The sequence below is a fragment of the Paenibacillus sp. FSL H3-0469 genome (assembly GCF_038051945.1).
Lineage (GTDB): Bacteria > Bacillota > Bacilli > Paenibacillales > Paenibacillaceae > Paenibacillus_AQ.
Genome location: NZ_CP150302.1, coordinates 6,868,785 through 6,883,517 on the forward strand (window position 1 = coordinate 6,868,785; position 14,733 = coordinate 6,883,517).

The following is a 14,733-nucleotide window of genomic DNA, read 5'->3' on the forward strand; positions in this document are numbered from 1 at the left end:
AGCTGTTATTGCATGCGCACATACCTGCATGTGCCCGCAGCCTGCACACAGTGCATGTGCGCTCCGCACACGCCCGCCTGCTCCTGTAAGCCCCTCGTATTTGCACTAATTAACCACCTTGCCCGACTACCCTAAGGGAGGGCGAAGGTAGTCTCATGTTGAAGCTTAAAAATCCTGCACATAATGCAACATTTTCCTCAATAAAAGGGCAGTAATCGTGAAATGTTGCACAAAAGGCAGGATTCTCCTACCAACCAAGTGGTTATGTGAGAAGAATGTTGCATTTTCTGCAAGAAATCTACCTCACCCCTGAGTATTCAACAGCCCAAGTTGCAAATTCTGCAACATTACTCGGTTGCCCAACCCAACCCAACCCAACCCAACCCAACCCAACCCAACCCAACCCAACCCAACCCAACCCAACCCAACCCAACCCAACCCAACCCAACCCAACCCAACCCAACCCAACCCAACCCAACCCAACCCAACCCAACCCAACCCAACCCAACCCAACCCAACCCAACCCAACCCAACCCAACCCAACCCAACCCAACCCAACCCCATTAAACTTACTCCAAGTTACTTAGAATAAACTAATCAAACATACTATCTTGCAGGGCGGAACCCGACCAAACAGCTACAGAAACAAATCGGGCAATCCCTGCACAGGCTCATAATAACAAATGTACGCTGCTTGCATCACCGGGCGCAGCAGGCCTTTGCGGACCAGCTCCTGAAGCTGCTTGCGTGCCGTCCGAAAGCTTACGTTGTATTGAAGCATCACATCTTTGGGGCGTACCCCCTTCTTTTGACTCAAGGAGAGTCTAACCATCTCTCTCTCCAGCGGTGAAAGAGAGAGTCCGGACGGAACCCGGAGCAAGGAAGGGGCAATGACCATTTGCAGCAGCATGCGGCAGATTTCCGGACGGTTCTGCACATCATCGAAGGAGAAATGGATGATCCTCCAGCCCAGCCCGTTCAGGTAAGTATCCCGGTTCAACGAGTAGCTGAACCTTTCCCGGTCCATGTCCTTCACATGACTCTGATAACCATCACATTCCAGGCCGAATTTGCCGTAGGACGGGAGAAATGCAACATCCAGAAATTGCGATTTGCGGTTCCAGTTGTACACTTCATATTCCGGATGCAGGTCATCCAGATTGCCGAACAGCGGCCACCAGACATTGCGCAGCAGCAGCTTCTCGGCATACTGGTGCCCCCGTGACAGGCGCCCTCTGCGCTCCCCTGTTCGGACAGATAGATGCCGGTCCAATAGCAGCTGATGCGCTTTTTCAAACTCCATATGTATTCCCTCCTTCATGTTGACAAAAAAAAGAACGCCCCCTCTGCCAGCGATGGCTTGGGACGTTCTTCGTCTGGCCTAATTATACGCCGGCACATGGGCGAGCGGCAATAGATGCTTTATAGTCCATCTCCAAGAGGATATTTGTCCCAAGATCGTTTATACTGAGTTTAAATAAATAACGTAATTTAGTATCTGCACACGCAAGTGCAGAGATGGAGGTTTGTCCGATTGGAATTATTTGAGTATATTCTGTTGATGCTGGCAGCCGTGTCACTGTCGAATCTGGTGAACCGGTTCATCCCCTCGCTCTCCGTGCCGATCATTCAGATTGCGCTGGGCATGGCCTTAACCTGGCTGCCCCTGCATTTCGAGCTGGAGCTGAACCCGGAGCTGTTCCTGCTGTTATTCATTGCCCCCTTGCTGTTCAATGACGGCAGGCTTGCCGATAAAGTGGCTCTATGGAAGCTGAAAAAGCCGATCTTGCTGCTGGCCCTGGGACTGGTCTTTCTGACGGTAGGGGTTCTGGGATACTTCCTGCACTGGCTGCTGCCGGTCCTGCCCTTGGCGGCTGCATTTGCGCTGGCGGCTGCACTGGCTCCTACGGATGCAATCGCCGTAGGCGCACTGGAGCAAAAAGTCAAAATCCCGCACCAGACCATGCAAATTCTCGAAGGTGAATCCTTGATTAATGACGCATCGGGTCTGGTGTCCTTTCAATTTGCGGTTGCTGCTATGGTCACCGGCGCCTTCTCTTTCAAAACGGCGAGTCTGAGCTTTATCTCCATCTCGCTGGGCGGCGTGGTGCTGGGCCTTGTGCTCACGCTCATTAAATACGGGATCGTCCGCTGGCTGCGCAGGCTCGGGATGGAGAATGTCACGTTACATATGCTGATTGAGATCCTGACGCCGTTTGCTATTTTTATGGCCGCTGAGGAGCTGGGGGTCAATGGAATACTGGCGGTTGTCAGCGCCGGAATTGCCCATTCCTTCGGATATAAGCAGATGAATCCTGAGGTGGCTAAGCTGAGCATCGTGTCCAAAAGCACCTGGGCCGTCATTATCTTCGTCTTGAACGGTCTGGTCTTCCTGCTGCTTGGTACCCAGCTGCCGGAGATCATTAGAACGGTCTGGAGCAACCCGGATATTGGGAATGTCCAGGTTATCCTGTATACCCTGCTATTAACCGCTGCCGTCCTCGGCCTAAGACTGATCTGGATGCTGATCATGGATATCCCCGAAGGGGAGGAGCCGCGCGGACCGTGGAAGCTGGAATTCAAGAAGGCGCTTATTCTGACGCTGTCGGGGGTGCGGGGTACGATTACCCTGGCGAGTACGATGTCACTGCCGTTTTTCCTGGATGACGGTTCCTACTTTCCGGCGAGGGACCTGATTATTTTCCTGGCGGCGGGTGTCATTCTGTGGACCCTGCTGGCATCTAACTTTCTGCTGCCGCTGCTGCTTGACTCAGATCATGAAGCGGAGCATAATGCCGAGGAGGCCGAGGCCAAAATCGAAATTCTGCGCAACGTAGTTGCCGGACTACAGGAGCAGGCTACAGATCAGTCCCAGTCCCGGATGGCTTTGAATCATTTGACCGGCACCTACAATGCCAGAATCCGCATGCTGAAGAAGAATGAAGAGGCCGAGGAGATGGAACGGAAGCTCGGGGTGACAGCCTTCAAGTGGCAGAGAGAATACACTATGCTTGCGCTCAAGCAGCACGAGGTGAACCCGTATACGGCATACCGCTTCCTGAACCGGCTGAACCGGCAGCTATTCATATACACCCGTGATCCGCAGTACAAGAATGACCTGATTCCGTTCAAAAGCTGGGAAGAAATCACAGGTGTCATTCAGCAGGTCCGCTTAAGCGCGCAAGAGCGGCGTGAGGAATCGAACCGGCTGCAGTCCGGGATCTTCACTTATGTTCTTGAGCGGCTGAGAGAGCTGCAGAATACGGGAGAGATGGAGCCCGAAGTGATCAGCTCCCTGATTCTGCGTTATGAGCGGGGGCGGTTAAGGCTGACCCGTCCAGAGTCCATATCTGCTACGAAGCAGGAGTTCGAAGAATCGCTGCAGGAGCTGTCCCGCGCGGGAATTCAACTGGAGCGTGACCACATTCAGCTGATGTTCGAGGCCGGACGGATTTCCAGAGCTAGCATGAAGGAAATGAAACGTGATATCCTGTTCATGGAGCATGATCTGCGGGAAGAAATGGGCTGAATTCCAGTTACAAGGAGATGAATCTATACAATGAAGAATAAAATGGTGGCGGGTACCTGTGCGGTTATTGCAGCGCTGGGCATCTACCTGTACACGGGAAGCGGGGGACCGAAGACAACGGAGGTTGCCACGACTCCCGGCAGCAGCCGGGCTGCCAGCCAGGAGATCAAGCAAATGGTGGCTGATTACAGCTCACGCACCTTGACGGCAGAGTCCGCATCTATTACTTCGACCCAGCTTATTGTGGACAGCGGCGGTCCTAACGAAGCAGTCTACGGACTGCCGGAAGATGAATTCTTCCTGTCGGTTGCCCCGTACGTGCAGAATACCCATCCCTGCGCAACGCACAGCCTGACCGGCTGCCAGGGGGAGATGGTCGAACAATCCTTCGGGGTAACAGTCGTAGACACGGACGGTAAGGAGATCATGAACCAGACCGTCAAGTCCCAGCCAAACGGCTTCATCGACCTATGGCTGCCGCGTAATCAGAACTACCAGATGACGATCACGCATGACGGCAAAGAGGCCCGGTCCGAGATTTCCACCTTTGAGAGCGATGATACTTGCCTGACTACTATGCAATTAAGTTAAAAGTATAGCAATTGTGTTTCTGCTTGTGCCGTTTTCGCTGGGGCCGTATTTATACACGGCTCCTTTTTGCCGTTCTTGGATATACATAAATCAAGAGGGAAACCCGATATTTGGTGTAAAAGGAAAATAAATAATCGCGGGGGATATAAGTTGAGTGAGAAGACGATTATTAGGATTAAAGGATTAGCGCAGGTTGTAGTGGTGAGTGTTATTCATTTGATAATTATTTACTTTTTGAATTTAAAAATGGGTGCGTGGGAGGGAGTAGGGGGTCTGGAAATTGTATTGACCTATTGCGCTCCGGTTTTTCTGTTGTATGCAACATGTGTCAGGTCGTTGAAGACGAAGAAAATCAGATATAATGTGGTTTGGCTACTGACCAGTCTGCTTCCCAGTGCAGCCATCCTCTTCAAAATAAAAGAAATTACAGGCGCGGAGCCGGGCGAACCTGTATTTATTGAATTTCATTTTGAACAGGGGTATATGGAATTGATGTTCTTCTTCCCCATCGTCTATTCAGTGATCCAGTTACTACTGTGGGCTTCAATGTGGTTTATGATATTGTCCAAAGAATAATCAATTGTGGTCCTGTTAACGTTCCATTCACACTACTCTGATAATCTCTATAATTGTTAGGCGGATGAAGTTCAACCTTAACTATATAGATGATGCGGAGGGTAAACATGTTAATATTATTGAAAAGAAACCTGATCGCCGGTATGGCCCTGCTGGCTGTGCTGGGGTTAGGCGCAGGCCTTATATTTCCCGGGACATATGCCAAGGCGGAGACGGGGCAAACCGCTTCACCGAAGTCCCGGATTGAAGCTCCTGCCAATCTGGAGGATACCGCAGGTCTGACTGTCTTCGTGGATGGTATGATGGAAGAGTATATGAACCGGCTACAAATTCCGGGAGCGGTAATCTCCATCGTCAAGGACGGCAAGATCATTTTGGGCAAAGGGTATGGCAGTTCCAATCTGAAGCAAGCAGCACCGGTTGACCCTGCAACCAGCATGTTCCGAATCGCTTCAACGACCAAGCTGTTCACCTGGACGGCTGCGATGCAGCTGGTGGAACAGGGGAAGATTGATCTGGATACGGACATTAACACCTATCTGAAATCCGTGAAGATTCCTGCCACTTATCCTGAGCCCATCACCATGCGTCATCTGATGACCCATACAGCAGGCTTTGAAGAGGGCGGAGTCGGTTATCAGATCGTCACGGATCCGGCCAAATTGCCCGTGTCCATCTCGGAAACACTCAATAAACATATGCTGGCCCGGATCAGACCGCCCGGTGAGATGAGTGCCTATTCCAACTATGGAGCCACGCTTGCAGGGATGATCGTGGAGGATGTCAGCGGGATTCCTTATAATGATTATATTCAGAAGTACATCTTCGATCCGCTGGACATGAAGCATTCGACGGTCGTTGAACCATTGCCGGAGTCATTCATTCCGAACCAGGTGATAGGATACAATAGTGAGAACGGCAGCTTTATTCCTGGCACACCTACGTTCGAGGGCGGCTTTCGTCCTGCCGGCTCGGCTACCGCATCCGCTGTAGACATGGCGCACTTCATGATTGCACATCTGCAGAACGGGAAATATGGCGGCCGGCAGATTCTAAAGCCTGAGACCGCAGAACTGATGCATTCAACGGCATTCCAATTTGATAAGCGTCTGCCGGGAGTAGCCCTCGGATTCGCAGAGAAGCGGGTGAACGGGGTAAGATTAATCTCGCATGGCGGCTCCGATCCCATGTTCAATACAGAATTCTATCTTGCACCTGCCAAGCACTTGGGTATTTTCTTATCCTACAATGGCGGTCAAGGCAGCGAAGCTGTTGCCAATCTGCTCCAGGCCTTGTTCAACCGGTATTATCCTGCTCTGGAGGTGGAGCAGCCAGAGTTCGCCGCTTCTGCGGAATCCGTGCAGAAATATGCCGGCTCCTATCAATTTACACGCCGCAACATAAGTGATATTGACAAGTTCTTTAACTTTTTTGCCCAGCTGAATGTTACGGCTGTGGATAATAAGATATCCTTGGGAAGCGGCAGTGAACAACAACTGTACAGAGCGATCGCACCTAACCTGTTCCAGCTGGAGGAAGGGACCGATCAGATCGGCTTCCTTACGGATGAGTCCGGCAAAGTTACACATATGCTTTTGGACATAGCCCCGGAGATGCCGCTGGAGCGTACGCCGCTTTTGGATCAGAGTAAGTTTTGGCTTATCCTTGTGGGTGTCTCGGCCTTCATCTTCCTCACGGCATTACCCGGCCCCGTCTTCTTCAGACGCAGGTTCAAGGCGATGACACTCCCGGAAAAGCGGGCCATCCGCTTATCTGCGGGAACTGCCGGTTGGGGGATGTTATCTTTTATAACTCTGTTTATGGTTATAATGTCCATGGACATTATGCAGAAGCTCAGTGGCATCAGTCCGTTGCTGTCTGTCCTCTTAATTATGCCAATCATTATGACGGGCTTGACCTTAGCCCTGTTGGTCTCGGCTATACTGGTGTGGAAAAATAAGTATTGGACCGCCATTAAGCGGGTGCATTACACGTTAGTGGCGCTTGCGGCTGTCGTACTGACGATCTTCTTCTACTATTGGAATCTGCTCGGCTGGCAGTTTGGATAACGCTTAAGAGAGAAGGATGATCGTGGCTACTATACTGATCGCGGATGATGATGATAATATCCGGAAGCTGATGTCTCTATATCTGCGCAAAGAAGGGTTCAGCCTCGAAGAAGCCGGGGACGGCACCAAGGCCTTATCTCTCATAGAGGACTCGCAGATCGACCTTGTCATTCTGGATATTATGATGCCGGGACTGAATGGCTGGGAGCTGTGCAGGGAGATCAGGCGTTCGGATGCCAATCTCCCCCTGCTCATGGTGACGGCCAAAGCGGAATCCGCCCACAAAATCAAAGGGTTTCAGCTCGGAACGGATGATTACCTGACCAAGCCGTTTGATCCGGTGGAGCTGGTGATGCGGGTAAAAGCCTTGCTCAAGCGCTCACTGGTAGTGACTTCCCAGTCTGTGCAGCTCGGCAACGTGGTGCTTAACCGCCGCACCTTCCAGGTTACACGCAGTGGAGCACCGGTCACGCTGCCTTTGAAGGAATTTGATCTTCTGTTTCTGCTGGTCAGCCACCCCAGACAGATCTTCACCAGAGAACAACTGATTCAACAGGTCTGGGGACTCCAGTATGAAGGGGACGGGCGCACTGTAGATGTACATATCAGCCGGTTGAGGGAGAAGTTCAGCGGCAACGGCGAGGGTTTTCAAATCGAAACCGCCCGGGGCCTGGGCTACCGGCTGATCCCTGAGCCATGATCAAGACCTTGTATGTGCGGATCATTCTCACGTTTCTCGGCATTATTGTCTTTAGTCTGATCTGTTCCTTTTTCATCGGCTTGTATGTATTTCAGAAGCAAATAAGCTATGAGGGACAGAACGAGATGATTACAGTAGGCAGGGAGATCATTCACCGTTATGATGACGCCAAGCCTACAGATACGGACGAGTTCCTGAATAGTATGGTTAAGGTATCGGCGCATCCTATCCACCTGTATCATCCGTCTGGAGAACATACCTTTTACGGGCTCCCGGATAGTCCGGCTGTGACCATCACCACCGATGCTGTCCGGCAAGTGCTGCAGGGAAAGGTCTATCGTTCCTCCACGGAAGATAATGATACGTTTATCGGAATGCCCTTTATGCTCAAGGGGGAGTGGCGCGCGATGTTCCTGCAGTACTCTGCCGAGAACGAGCATATTGTCAACCGGCTGGTACTCTTTGTGCTGCTGCTCGTGCTTGTGCTGGGAAGTATATGCATTGTTGTGGCTGCCAGATATCTGGTGGAGCCGATCAAGGCTTTGACGAATGCCACCAGAAGACTGGCCAAGGGAGATTTTGAAGTGGATCTCCGAATGAACCGTGTGGACGAGATCGGGGAGCTGACCCAGAGCTATGTGGAGATGGCGGGGGAACTGAAGCAGCTGGAGAAGATGAGACAGGATTTCGTCTCCAATGTCTCCCATGAAATCCAGACACCGCTTACCTCCATATCCGGTTTTGCCAAGGCGCTGCACAGCAATGATTTGATTGCGGAAGAGGAACGCAAGGACTATCTGGATATTATCATTGCGGAGAGCGGACGTCTGTCCCGGTTAAGTGATAATCTGCTGAAGCTGGCTTCCCTGGATTCCGAGCATCACCCCTTTAGCGCAGTCTCCTTCAGGCTTGACGAGCAGATCAGAACGATTGTGGTGACCTGTGAGCCGCAATGGTCCGTCAAGAACCTCAACATTGATCTGGAGCTGCCGGAGGCAGTTAATATGACCGGAGATGAAGATCAGCTTAAGCAGGTATGGATGAATCTGTTAAGCAACAGCATTAAGTTCACGCCTGAGGGCGGGAAGATCCGCATCCGTATAGACCATAGTGCAGCAGAAGTTGCGGTCACCATCAGCGATAATGGCATCGGAATCTCCCCGGAAGAGCAGGGCGCCGTATTCCAGAGATTCTATACCGTAGACAAGTCGCGGAACGGAAGTAATAACGGGAACGGTCTGGGATTGGCAATTGTCAAAAAAATCGTCTCCCTGCATCAGGGCAGTATTGAGGTAGACGGTGCGGCAGGAGAAGGCACGACGATTATCGTCAGGTTGCCCGTACGCCAGACATAATGAACTCCTTGAATTGCCGGTCCGCTGCCCGGTCTTCCTCTGTAACTATACCGCCCCGCTGATGAGCTAGAATAACGGCTTTTTGCAAATACATGAAATACAGGTGGGTGGACTTCTGCAGAAGGTCCAGCCACTTCTTTTTATAATCCTGATCGACTGAAGCTGTCTCAAGGTTGATGTACCGGGAATACCAGACCTCCATCGCTTTCTGGAAGTCAGGCAGCTCCGCCGGATTCTTCGCTAGAGTACTATAGTACACTCCAAAAATAGCATCATAATAAATCAACGCCTCCTCATGCTCTCGAAGCGCCAGATATTGATCCAGAATCTTCTCCAGGGACGGAACAGGCCTGGCAAAATCAAAATCAAACAGCAGCCTGCCAAACATCCGCTCCAGATTATCCACATAGAGCCGGGCAGCTAATGCTTCCTTGTCCTTATAATGAAGGTACAGCGTGCGGCGGGAGACACCGGCTTGTCCGGCGATCTGAGCCATATCCGTCCGTTCAATCCCCTGAGCACAGAATAGGCCCAGCGCGGCCTCCTTAATGAGCTCTTTAGTCACTAGCATCTGCTTTTCACGTAAATTCAATGAGCTTCTCTCCTGTCTTCATGCGAACATACTACTGCCGGACCTACTCCTGAGCGGTTGCCGGCGACTCCAGAAACTTGCTGCCTACCGAATAGTTTTGCTGCTGATTAACCGCATCCCCCAGCCACTTCACAAGCTTCACCCCATCCTGCTCCGCCTGATAGAAGGTCTCCCGGGTGGAAAAAGTGTGCGGAGTTGTCCCCTGATCCGCATTCAGCCCGTAGTCAGTCAGATAGTAGTAATAATTAGGAACCGAGGCAGCCAGAGCAGCTACCGATTGCCGCATTTCCTCCGACCATTCCTTAATGAGCTTCTGATTCCTTGGCCCGTTGTAGCCGTTAATCTTGTTCTGGAAGTGGATCAGAATCTCATCATATACCGAATAGGCTTGTAAAAGCACCGTACCGGCAGGCAGCAACCGGCCATTCGCACGAAAAGCAGCCCCGATGATATCTGTCTCCGGCGCATACCCGAAGTTTGCAGTGAAATCCGAGTCCCATTCCTGCTCCATCACCTGCGGCCACTTGTCTGACTTCAGGAAGGAACTGTCCGCATATTGAAAAATCTCAGCATCCCGGTAATGTGAAGCAATCTCGGGCGCCCAGAAGGCTGACCCGAATCCGCCGGCGCTCTCGCCTGCAATCAGCAGTTTATCGGGCTTAGCCACGTTCGCATAGATCCAGTCAAGGCTGCTGCGCACATTAGTACGCCCATTATACCGCATGGTGAAGGTGCTGCCGTCCTCCCGTGGATACGTAACAGTGCGGTTACCAATGTGGAAGTCACCTGTTGAATAAGGGAGGTAAACCACATTCCAGCCGTGAAAAGGATTATCCGGGTTGTCCGTATCCATCATCCCGCCCAGCAAAGTCAGCATATAGAACGGAATGTCAGCGAAATAGTTGCCTGTATCTCCACCTTTAATAAAGTTCATAAGCTTAATAGGATGTGCAGCGCTCCGGGCATCCCAGCTGACCCCGCCACCGGAAAAGAAGATGATCCAGTTGTTGCTCTCACCGCTCTTAGTCCACATGAAATACTCCGATCCATCACTGGAAAGGGTATTCCCGCCCAGCTTCACTTTATTCCACTCGTAGGGCTTCACTTCTGCGATGACAGGGGTTGTAGTGACCGGTCTTTGAATTACAAAAGCATTGACCGCAAGAACAGCGATCCCAATCAGGCTTAGCAATCCTATCCCTGTGATTAACGTGATTCGCTTTATTTTTCGCATATCATCGCTCCTTTAATTTGAGTATACAATTGGTATATTGGTTATACAAGGTGTGTAATTATATGATTGGCAATTTCTTTGTTTCTACATCCTAAATAAAGTATTTTATGATAGTATTATCTACATGAAAAAACCAACTACATATGCAGTTGTATCCTTTGTTCTAGGTCTCGTGCTGCTGGCTATGGCTGGCTGTAGCAATAACCAGAACATTCCTAGGGAACAGACTGATGAACAGACCGCCGCCGGTTATATTGAAGCGCTAGGCTATACCATCGTTGCCTCTGAAGGGGTGAGTTTAAGATATACACTGGAGCCGCAGAGGCTCGAGAGTCTGGATGATATGCAGCTCTGGGCAGTACAAGAGCAGGAAGCTAGCACTTACTTCGGGAAGGAGATCACAACCTATCAATTCATAGTGGAGAATCATCCGCTGGCGCAGGAATATCCTGCAGACGAGTACAAAGTATTTGCCAATGTGATGGTAGTGGATCACGAGGTTATAGGAGGCAGCTCTGCGCCGCTAAGCACAACCAAGAATCTTGTGGTGGCAGGCGGCGAGTATTCGATTGAAGGGAAGACACTGGAAGAGATCAAGGGGTTGGAGTATTCGCAGTGGCTTGAGCATTGGAAGGAGACGTATGGCCCCGAAATAAGCGTAAGCGGCTATATTCCAATTAATGAAATAAAGAGCTTATCCGAAAAAGCAGCCTCACTGCATTGGAAGGATTTTGACCAGTATGCTTTCGAAGATATCGGTTCAGGAGTGTATATCAGAAAGTATGAAATTGAAGGAGAAGGGCAGCTTGTAGTGAGGGGAAAAAGTCTGGAGAATCCGCCTGAGCAAATTACTATGGTTGATGCAGAGGGGAAGGAGCGGGTATTTAATCCTGAGAGTTTGAGTGAACTGCTTAAGTAAGTGAAAAGAGAAAATGGGAGGTGCATACAGTTAATGAACAGAGATGAATTATTTTCTCATGTCCAAAAATTTTCTGAAGACCAGTACTCCAACGAAAACCGCTTGAATGCAAGAATACAACTGTATCAGTATTGTGAACATAAGAAGGATTGGCATGAATGGGTATTTGAGCATTTGGGACTTACCGACGGTCTGAAGATTGCAGAAATCGGTTGCGGAACCGGTGTGTTGTGGGCGAAAAAACTGAGTGAAGTTCCACATAGATCAGAAATTGTCTTGACTGATGCCTCAAGAGGGATGATAGAAACGGCAAAAGGGAATATTCATGATCCGCTAGGGCGGTTTCAATATGAAATCGTAGATGCAGAGAAGATGCCTTGGCCGGACCATTCATTTGAGGTTTTGATTGCGAATCACCTGCTGTACCATTTTCAGGACCACAAGAAGATTTTCTCTGAAATCAACCGCGTATTGGTTCCTAATGGAACGGCCTATGCCTCAACTGTAAGCGCCAACAATTATAGAGAACTTTTGCAGCTGATACTGGAGTTTGACGACAGACTGTCTTTTTTTAATGAAGCCGTTAAGAATTTCAACCTGGAGAATGGCCAGGATATCCTCAGCAAATATTTTAAGGTAACAGCCCAATACGTATTGCAAAATGATATTGTCATACAATCGGCCGCGCCGCTCATTTTATATGTGGCATCCTATTTTAGTGAAGATCAGTTACGTATCCTAACCGACAGGTTCAATGAACTCTGCGATTATTTACAAGAAACTCTTGAACGTTCGGGAGCAATGCGTATCACCAATCGAAATATTCTATTTCAATATCAAAGAGTTTAAGGTCTTTCACCATTAGACGAAGTAGGCTTCATTAGTTCAACAGGATAGTCAGGAGCAGGATGATTTTGAAGCTCGGCTTCTGTTCCTACAAAAAATCGCTGCACCGTAGGCCCCTCGATTTTACCGGAATTACTAACCGACTCGCCGTTGCCTATAGTGTGACGGTGGATCATTTGATCGGTATCTAATTTTTGCTGCTTATTTTGTTCATCATAGTAGTAGAATTCTTCGAAAGATATCCCATATTCAACATCGGGAGTGGATGTTTTTAATACTCCAGATTCAGGAATGGTAAAAATATTTCTTCCGTTATCCTGTTCGATAGCCTTAAACCCCTCTTGATTATAAATAATTTGCACCCAACCCACATAATTGTTTGGAATAAGATAAAGATTCGGATTGCGTTTATTAGTGCTGCAGAATACAAGGAGCAATAATAGCAATGGTATCAGTAGGAAAAGTGTCTTTTTCAATTTGTTCACCTCCGGAATTTAACATTAATATACACGATTAATAGGGAGAATCCGATAATTCTAAGTGAAGGGAAAAATTTCAATTAAAGCCTAATAATTGGTTGGCTAGTAACCTCGCCAAAGGAGAATACCATGAAAACGAGTTTAATTTTTGTTGCCTTAAGGAGACAATTTCATAATTCAAAACCCTTGCTATATCTGGTTTTTTTGAGCATAGAAAAAGGAGTACCTCCCCAAATTCTCGAAGTTATAGGCGACGAAACCAACACCCGAGAAGAAAAGAGGTAATCCCTATCTATTCTATTCGACAAGAAGAACTGTTTTCCTTTGAGGAATTGCTCCAGATGGCTCCGGAAGATAAATACAGCCAAATCTTTGAACACTTACATTTAGCTCCAGTTCTATTCGCACTGGGGAAAAAGAGCCATCGCGGACGGCCTGAAAAATTAAACGTACCTGCCATGATCTACTCGCTGCTGATTGCTAAAATGGAGAACATCGAGTTTGTCTCTGCCTTGGTCCGGCGATTGAATCATAGCAACGAATTTCGAGTCCAGTGCCGGTTTACGGGCTCGGACAACATTCCCAGCCAGGCCTCCTATTCTCGTTTGATTCATGCGCTGGAGCAAACGGGAATGCTGGAACAACTGCAGGATCGCCTAGTCACATCTGCCCTAGAAGAAGGGTTTGTGAGCGGCACCCATCTTGCTGTGGATTCCTCCATGGTCGAGGCGTGGGATTGCCAATTTAGCGAATCGGCCTCCAAGCGTCGTGCGGCTCGCCGGGAGCAAAAGAAAGGTGAAGCTCCGGTGGCTGAACAACTTCAGCTCGAACATTCCGAGCCTGAGCCGAAGACGGTGAACAAGCCGCTGAAGAAACCCAGGTATAGCAAGCCTGGTCGTCCGTCCCCGGCGGAAAAGGAACGTCGGCGCGAGGAAATGGAAGCTTATGAACAAAGTCTCGGACCGTTCCAGAAAACCATTGAAGCGATGTTGCCCTACACGTACGATGAACTGCTGACCGCGTTGCCCCGGCATGCTGCGCGTTGTGACAAGAAAAATACGAAGGGCCGAATGACCAGCTATTACGGGTTCAAGGCGAATCTGCTGGTCGACACGGACAGCCAGTATATCCTAAGCGGCCTCTGGAGTTCAGCCCATCCGAATGACCAGCGTATGGCGGTCGTCCTTCTCAAAGGCCTGCTCCTGAAGTTTCCCATGCTAAAGGTCAAGCATATCTTGGGCGACAAGGGCTACGACTGCGCGGCAATCTACCAGTTGATTCATTCGCTCGGCGCCTATCCTGCGATTTCTCTGATTCACCACAAAGACCCGCCTGCGGGAATGAATCTGGATTACACGCCGGTGTGCGCTCAAGGGCATGCGTACCGTTACGACAGTTTTGAGGCCAAATATGAGACCCTGAAGTACACCCGGCCTAGTGAATGCCAAGGCTGTGCGCTGTCCGGTACCTCTTGCCAAAAAGTGTTTAAAATTCGCATCCAAACGGATTTGCGTTTGCATACCTATCCCGCCAGAGGCAGCGAAAGTTTTACCACGCTATACAACAAGCGGACGGCCGTGGAGCGTGTATTTGCCTATCTCAAAGAGTATTTCGGGTTGAAACGCACACGCCACCGCGGTGTCCGGGCAAGTGTCGATTTCCAGCTCAGTACGCTCGCGTACAATTTGAGCAAGTTTGCGTTAGACAAGTTGAACCAACAGTTGAAAGACTCCCAGCAAGTAGCCTGATTTTTTAAAAATTGATTTTAGATTTTGGCCAAATCTTGCTATTTAGCAAACTGAATTATGAAATTGACTCTTAAGTGCAGCCATTGGTGTAGGTA

At 49.6% G+C, this 14,733-nt stretch carries 13 protein-coding genes; 9 read left to right on the top strand and 4 right to left on the bottom strand.

Annotated elements, in window-relative coordinates; translation table 11 throughout:
- Positions 1–637 precede the first annotated feature (637 nt).
- Positions 638–1,303: a hypothetical protein gene (locus NSS83_RS29800; RefSeq protein WP_341347058.1), complete on the bottom strand. Its 666-nt coding sequence runs from the start codon at positions 1,301–1,303 to the stop codon at positions 638–640.
- A gap of 231 nt (positions 1,304–1,534) precedes the next feature.
- Between NSS83_RS29800 and NSS83_RS29805 the strand changes: the two genes are divergently transcribed.
- From NSS83_RS29805 to NSS83_RS29830, 6 genes are all read left to right on the top strand, one after another.
- Positions 1,535–3,529 (top strand): Na+/H+ antiporter, encoded by a 1,995-nt coding sequence (locus NSS83_RS29805; RefSeq protein ID WP_341347059.1) that lies wholly within the window; start codon positions 1,535–1,537, stop codon positions 3,527–3,529.
- Positions 3,530–3,559: 30 nt separating this feature from the next.
- Positions 3,560–4,120: a CueP family metal-binding protein gene (locus NSS83_RS29810; RefSeq protein WP_341347060.1), complete on the top strand. Its 561-nt coding sequence runs from the start codon at positions 3,560–3,562 to the stop codon at positions 4,118–4,120.
- A 150-nt stretch (positions 4,121–4,270) separates the two neighbouring features.
- Positions 4,271–4,696 (top strand): hypothetical protein, encoded by a 426-nt coding sequence (locus tag NSS83_RS29815; protein ID WP_341347061.1) that lies wholly within the window; start codon positions 4,271–4,273, stop codon positions 4,694–4,696.
- 107 nt (positions 4,697–4,803) lie between these two features.
- Positions 4,804–6,765 (top strand): serine hydrolase, encoded by a 1,962-nt coding sequence (locus tag NSS83_RS29820; RefSeq protein WP_341347062.1) that lies wholly within the window; start codon positions 4,804–4,806, stop codon positions 6,763–6,765.
- A gap of 22 nt (positions 6,766–6,787) precedes the next feature.
- Entirely contained in the window at positions 6,788–7,465 is a 678-nt protein-coding gene (locus tag NSS83_RS29825; RefSeq protein WP_341347063.1) for a response regulator transcription factor, read from the top strand.
- A complete protein-coding gene (locus NSS83_RS29830) occupies positions 7,462–8,820 on the top strand; it encodes a HAMP domain-containing sensor histidine kinase (RefSeq protein ID WP_341347064.1) in 1,359 nt (452 codons plus the stop codon). Before NSS83_RS29825 ends, NSS83_RS29830 begins: the two co-directional genes overlap by 4 nt.
- Here NSS83_RS29830 and NSS83_RS29835 read toward each other — a convergent pair.
- Positions 8,795–9,412, bottom strand: coding sequence for a helix-turn-helix domain-containing protein (locus NSS83_RS29835; RefSeq protein WP_341347065.1), 618 nt, complete (start codon positions 9,410–9,412; stop codon positions 8,795–8,797). The two genes, NSS83_RS29830 and NSS83_RS29835, sit on opposite strands and share 26 nt — an antisense overlap.
- A 43-nt stretch (positions 9,413–9,455) precedes the next feature.
- Entirely contained in the window at positions 9,456–10,646 is a 1,191-nt protein-coding gene (locus NSS83_RS29840; protein WP_341347066.1) for a pectin acetylesterase-family hydrolase, read from the bottom strand.
- A gap of 124 nt (positions 10,647–10,770) precedes the next feature.
- On the opposite strand from NSS83_RS29840, the gene NSS83_RS29845 reads away from it, so the two are divergent.
- A complete protein-coding gene (locus NSS83_RS29845) occupies positions 10,771–11,565 on the top strand; it encodes a hypothetical protein (RefSeq protein WP_341347067.1) in 795 nt (264 codons plus the stop codon).
- A 33-nt stretch (positions 11,566–11,598) separates the two neighbouring features.
- On the top strand, positions 11,599–12,414 hold the full coding sequence (locus NSS83_RS29850) for a class I SAM-dependent methyltransferase (RefSeq protein WP_341347068.1): 816 nt from the start codon (positions 11,599–11,601) through the stop codon (positions 12,412–12,414).
- Here NSS83_RS29850 and NSS83_RS29855 read toward each other — a convergent pair.
- Positions 12,411–12,887, bottom strand: a complete 477-nt coding sequence (locus NSS83_RS29855; protein WP_341347069.1) for a hypothetical protein — start codon at positions 12,885–12,887, stop codon at positions 12,411–12,413. The genes NSS83_RS29850 and NSS83_RS29855 overlap by 4 nt on opposite strands.
- Before the next feature lie 344 nt (positions 12,888–13,231).
- Here NSS83_RS29855 and NSS83_RS29860 point away from each other — a divergent pair, with 344 nt between their 5' ends.
- Positions 13,232–14,638, top strand: coding sequence for a transposase (locus NSS83_RS29860; RefSeq protein WP_341182742.1), 1,407 nt, complete (start codon positions 13,232–13,234; stop codon positions 14,636–14,638).
- The last annotated feature ends 95 nt before the right edge of the window (positions 14,639–14,733 follow it).